Source organism: Bradyrhizobium sp., from assembly GCF_017881085.1.
In the GTDB taxonomy this organism is placed as follows: Bacteria; Pseudomonadota; Alphaproteobacteria; order Rhizobiales; family Xanthobacteraceae; genus Bradyrhizobium.
This window is the reverse complement of record NZ_JADGRI010000338.1, coordinates 1-5525: the sequence shown is the minus strand read 5'-3', so window position 1 is coordinate 5525 and position 5525 is coordinate 1. Positions and strand designations below refer to the sequence as shown.

Genomic DNA, 5525 nt, shown 5'->3' with positions numbered 1-5525 from the left:
GCGATCATTTCCGGGCTGTCGAGGTAGTCAGCCGGATCAAACGGTTTGGCTTTTGCCATGGTTCAGTCCTCCAACTCGCTTGCCAGCTTCTTGGCCAGCGGTACGAGCCCGACAAGCTGATGGGATATTTCGTCGCTCTCTATTTTGGTAAGTTGCTCGTCTGGGACAAGGTTCTCGGGCTGGGAACCACCGATCCACTCGCCGGGTTCGCCTCGGTTACATCGAATCTAGTTGTGTCGTTCTACTTTGCCAAGCGTGGTTTCGAGAACGTGGCCAGGATCATCAAGCGATGAATACCATGCGTGATGAGGATATCCGGACCGTCGTTGCCGAAACGTTGGCCGAACAGCAGAGACTTCACTACGAGGAGATCGACGCCTTGGTCCTCCGGACCATCGCGACCATCCTGACCTCGTTCGGAATCGAGGAGGAGGACCGGAAAGAACTGCGCGCGGATTTTCAACATTTGCGGCGGTGGCGCAAGAGCGTCGAGCAGGCGCAGAGTTACACATTTAAGGCCGTCATCACCGTGATCGTCACCGGCTTTGTCGGGGCTGTTTGGCTCGGCATCAAGGTCGTGCTCGGCAAATGATGCGCTCCTGCCTGGTGACCGCAGCGCTGCTGTGGCCCGTCCCAGCACATGCCGTTCCCCGCTGGTTGATTCGGCAGGACGCGGCTCAATACGGCGCAGCGGCCGTTGGGTCCTGGGCGAGGGCAAGGGGCATTTTCCGAAAAAGAAATCGAAAAAGCCCGGCGGTGCGAACCGGCCTCCGCGCTGAGCAAGAAGACAAATGCGGTTCAAGGGATGAGGGTTTGAAGCCGATGTACAGGATACGCGAGGTCGACGGGCATGACGACGAAATCGCCGACGCGCTCGCCGACCTTCATCAACTGACATTCTTTGGCGGCGCTCCCATTCCTAAATTCGATCACGGGCACTGGTGGCTCGCATTTTGCGATGCGATCCCGGTTGCCTTTGCCGGGGTTGTCCCGTCGACCCATGCGGTCAACGCCGGATATTTTTGCCGGGTAGGTGTGCTGAGAAAACACTGCGGCAACGCCCTTCAACTGCGACTGATGAGGGCGCTCGAATCACGGGCGCGGCACAATGGGTGGGGCTGCATCGTGTCGGATACGACGGATAATCTTGCCTCCGCAAACAACTTCATTCGGGCCGGCTATCGGTTGTACCGGCCGCAGGATCCATGGGCCTGGCCGAATACGCTATATTGGCGCAAATCCATCAAATGAAATGCCGTAGGACGCGATTCGCGCATGCCCCCAAGCTATTGCCAACATTGCCCTTCCGGAAATAGGCCCTAAACTCGACTCGCGCTGTCGGCCGTGGCGCCAATGAGAACCGGAAGGGAAGAGACCGATCATGACTGCCAGACCGCAATTGCCCGACCGCGCGCCACGAACAAAGGGCGCGCCAACCGCGCTCGACGGTCTGCTGGTGGTGGATTTCACCCGGGTCGTTGCTGGTCCGGCCTGCACGCAAACGCTGGCCGATTTTGGCGCCGAAGTCATCAAGATCGAGAACCCCGACGGTGGCGACGATACGCGGCACTATGAACATGCCGATCTCGCGGGCGAAAGTGCTGCCTTCGTCAGTCTCAACCGAAACAAGCGCGGCATCGCGCTTGACCTCACCAAGCCCGAGGGATGCGAAGTGGCGCGCGAGTTGATCGCGCGGGCGGATGTCGTGGTGGAGAACTTCTCCTCCGGCGTGATGAAGAAATATGGCATCGACTATGCGTCAGTGGCGCCGGGCAATCCCCGCCTGGTCTATTGCTCGATCTCGGCTTACGGCCGCCAGGGGCCATTTGCATCCCGTCCGGGCTTCGATCCGATCACCCAGGCCGAAAGCGGGTTTATGTCGCTCAACGGCTTTCCGGATGGGCCACCGGTGCGGACCGGACCACCCGCAGTCGACCTGCTGACGGGCATGTCGGCCTGCAACGCCATCCTGCTGGCGTTGTTCGCCCGCGATCGGCTCGGCCGCGGCCAGCATGTCGAAGTGGCGCTGTTCGACACTGCGGTGGCGATGACACAATTCTACGGCATGGCTTACTTGATGACCGGCGTGAATCCGAGTCGCCAGGGTAATTCGCCAAACGGGTCGCCCTCCGTCGGCGTTTACGAGGCTTCCGACGCGCCGTTTTATATCGCCTGCGCCAATGACCGGCTGTATCGCCGCCTCGTCATAGAAGTGCTCGGCCGCGCCGATCTCGCCAGCGGCGAATTCGGCGACCGGCGCTCGCGAACGGCCAACAAGGAGAAGCTGCGCGCGATCCTTACCGGGATATTTGTGCAGGACCTTCGCGAGAACTGGGTAGCGAAGATGAAGACGGCCAACATTCCCGTCGGGTTTCTTCGCACCGTCGAGGAGGCTTTCAACTCGCCGGAAGTACGCGAGCGCCATCGCGTCAGCCGGATTTCGCACCCGGCCGCGGGCTCAGTCCCCAATATCGAACCGCCGATCAATCTCGCCCTGACGCCGGTGGTCGACCCTGTCGCCGCGCCCTTGCTCGGCGAGCACACGAAGGAAGTCCTGCGCAAGACGCTGGGTTATGACGATGCGCGTATCGCTGCGCTCTCCGAAGCGGGGGTTTTTGGGATGGTACGGACAACGGCTGACGTGTGAACCGTCCTCCTCGCGGGGTATCGGAGCACGCACCACACTTACGAGATCGCATACCGCCCGGTGGCCTGATGGCCGCCGGGCTTTTTTTGTTTTTGGGATTGCCGTTCAGCTTCCTCGTTTCCGAGCATCTTCAGGCCTTCGAGGTCAGGCGTCATATGGGTCTTGCCGACCAGCACATTGCGCATGCCGATTTTCTCGAGATGATCGCCCAGCGTCGGCTCGCCCACGCGCAGCGGCCGGTATAGAACGACATCCGCGACGGCCCGCAGATCGGCGACTGCACATAGGCATTCGAAAGGCGCACGCCCCGCGTGGCCATGGCGCCGATATTCGGCGTCCTCAGGGTGGGGTGTCCCGTGCACCCCAAATAATCGAAGCGAAGCTGATCGCACATGATCCAGAGGACGTTCTTGGGTCGGGACATTTCTCCTCGGTAATTTTCAGTTGTTGGAGAGATATTGCCCGGCAGATAACAATCAGCTTAGCTGGCTGGCAACAAGGTTTCGGGATGACGCAGAATAACGGCTATTCAAGGGGACTCCGATGAGCTTACGAATTTACGGATTTTGGCGGTCGATTGCGTCGTTTCGGGTCCGGGTGGCTTTGCGGCTGAAGGGATTGGCATTCGAGGAAACCTCGATCGACATCCTTTCCGGTGAGCAGTTCAAGCCGGGCTATGAGGCCGTCAACGCCGAGCGTGTGGTGCCGACCTTCATTCACGACGGCCATTCCATCTTCCAGTCCCTGGCGATCATGGAATACCTCGATGATATTCAGCCCGAACCGCGGCTGCTGCCGCAGGATTCCAGGGAACGCGCCTATGCGCGCTCGCTGGCGCTGATGACGGTCGCCGATGCGCATCCGCTGGTGACGCCGCGTGTCCGCAATCATATCGCCGCAACGTTTGGCGCCGATGCCAAAGCAATCGAGGACTGGGGCACGCATTGGACAACCGAAGGGCTTGCGACCTATGAGCGACTGCTCGCCCGCCGCGTGCCTGCGCCTTTTGCCCTGGGCGCCGAACCGGGCCTTGCGGATATCTGCATCGCCGGACATGTCGTAACCGCGCAATATCTCAAACTGGAGCTGAGCGCCTTTCCGGTGGTAGCGCGCCTGGCCGACCGCTGCTTTGCGATACCGGCCTTCGCAACATCCCATCCGTACGAACAACCGGGATACAAGACTTCAGGCGCACGCCACTAAAGCGGCGACGCCCTAGACATCCAGTCCGAGTACCCGCGCGGCATTGCCACCGGCGATCTGGGCTAGCGTCGCCTCATCCATGCCCTGCACGCCCGCGACATGTCCGACCGGGTTATATTCGCCCATATCGAAGGGATAGTCGGTGCCCATCACGATCCGGTCGGGACCGAACACATCGATCAGATAGGCGAGCTGGTGATAGGAAAACACCACGGTGTCGAGATAGACCTGCCGCAGATAGGTCGTCGGCGGCAATGGCAGATCGGCGTGGCAATCCTGACGCGCGCCCCAAGCGTGATCGATCCGTCCGGAATAGGCCGGCAGATAACCGCCGCCGTGCACGGCCATCAACTTTAAATCGGGGAAGCGAGCCAGCGTTCCCGAGAAGATCAGATTGTGAAGCGCGAGCGTCGTATCGAGGGGGTTGCCGAGCACGTTGTTGAAATAGAAATGGGTCAGCCGTTCCCCGTGGGTGAATCCGTTCGGATGCATCATGATGAACGCTCCGAGCTGCTCAGCTTTGGCGAAGAAGGGGCGGAATTTCGGATCGGACAATTCCTGGCCGTCGACATTGGTCAGGATTTCGACGCCCTTTAATTTCAAATCCTTCATGATGTAGTCGAGTTCGCGGACCGCGATTTCCGGCTCCTGCAGGGTGACCACGCCCAGCCCGACGAAGCGATCGGGTTTGCGCGAGCAATATTCCACGACGCCGTCGTTGGCGAGGCGATGGGCGGCTTCGGCGATTTTCGGATCGATCGTGTAGTAACACTGCCCAGGCGCTGGCGCCACGACCTGGATGTCGATGCCCATCTTGTCGAGATCGAACAGGCGGCGGTCGATCGTGGTCATGACCTCGCCGACGTCCTTCTCCTGCTGCGCATTGATTTCCTTGGTCGCGGCGTCCGCAAAATACGCCAGCGGGATCCGGCTGATATCGACATGCGGTTGCGCCAGCTTGGCGGCCTGGGGGACCACGATGTGGGCATGGATGTCGATCGTGGCGGAAGACGGCCGCCGGGCGAGGCCGTCGGCGTCGTTGATACGTGCGGCGGTGCGGCCATAGCGGTTCTTGCGATCAATCATTTGAAGGGACTCTGCGATTGAATGAATTTGCGGGGCGTGACGATTGACGGAATTATGACTTGGCCTTGCGCTGGGTCCAGCGGGTCGATACCGCGGTGGCGTCGGCATCGCCAAGGCCCGCAGCTTCGGCTTCCTCATAGCAGGCGAGCGCGCTGGCGGTGACCGGCATCTCGGCATGAAGGGACGCGCCGAATTGGACCGCATAGTCGAGATCTTTTTTTGCTGCATTGAGGCCGAACGCCGTCTCGCCAAGCGGCGCTCCGGCCAACACCTTGGCGATAACGGGGCCGCGGCCCTTCATGGCGGTGGGCGCGCCTGACGTGTCGGTCAGGATGTCGATCAGCCGGTCGGCCGGAAGATTGAGCGGCTTGCAGATCGTCAAGGCCTCGCCCAGCGCCTGCCAGTACACCAGGAGCGGCAGGTTGACCGCGAGTTTCATCATCGAGCCGGTGCCGATGTCGCCGACATGTTCGACGCGGCGGCACATTTGCTCCATGATCGGCATCGCCCGGGCGACATCGGCCTTTGACCCGCCGACAAGGCCGAGCAGCTTGCCTTCTTTCGCCGGGGCCGTGCTGCCACCGACCGG

General features: G+C 60.9%; 6 protein-coding genes and 2 pseudogenes. 5 read left to right on the top strand and 3 right to left on the bottom strand.

What is annotated here, in order from left to right; translation table 11 throughout:
• From QZ213_RS23830 to QZ213_RS23815, 4 genes and pseudogenes are all read left to right on the top strand, one after another.
• Window positions 1-293: pseudogene (locus QZ213_RS23830) on the top strand (hypothetical protein); the annotation flags it as partial.
• Window positions 294-298: 5 nt separating this feature from the next.
• Window positions 299-592, top strand: a complete 294-nt coding sequence (locus tag QZ213_RS23825) for a hypothetical protein (protein ID WP_291688534.1) — start codon at window positions 299-301, stop codon at window positions 590-592.
• Window positions 593-822: 230 nt separating this feature from the next.
• Entirely contained in the window at window positions 823-1251 is a 429-nt protein-coding gene (locus QZ213_RS23820; protein ID WP_291688533.1) for a GNAT family N-acetyltransferase, read from the top strand.
• Window positions 1252-1381: 130 nt separating this feature from the next.
• Entirely contained in the window at window positions 1382-2647 is a 1266-nt protein-coding gene (locus QZ213_RS23815) for a CoA transferase (RefSeq protein WP_291688532.1), read from the top strand.
• A gap of 128 nt (window positions 2648-2775) precedes the next feature.
• Here the strand turns inward: QZ213_RS23815 and QZ213_RS23810 are convergent.
• Window positions 2776-3071: pseudogene (locus QZ213_RS23810) on the bottom strand (sulfatase-like hydrolase/transferase); the annotation flags it as partial.
• 119 nt (window positions 3072-3190) lie between these two features.
• Between QZ213_RS23810 and maiA the strand changes: the two are divergent.
• On the top strand, window positions 3191-3850 hold the full coding sequence (maiA, locus tag QZ213_RS23805; protein ID WP_291688531.1) for a maleylacetoacetate isomerase: 660 nt from the start codon (window positions 3191-3193) through the stop codon (window positions 3848-3850).
• 12 nt (window positions 3851-3862) lie between these two features.
• Here the strand turns inward: maiA and QZ213_RS23800 are convergent, their stop codons facing one another.
• Together QZ213_RS23800 and QZ213_RS23795 are read right to left on the bottom strand one after the other, a co-directional pair.
• On the bottom strand, window positions 3863-4936 hold the full coding sequence (locus tag QZ213_RS23800) for an amidohydrolase family protein (protein WP_291688530.1): 1074 nt from the start codon (window positions 4934-4936) through the stop codon (window positions 3863-3865).
• Between the two features lie 52 nt (window positions 4937-4988).
• On the bottom strand, window positions 4989-5525 hold a 537-nt coding region (locus QZ213_RS23795; RefSeq protein WP_291688529.1), incomplete at its 5' end, for an NAD-binding protein.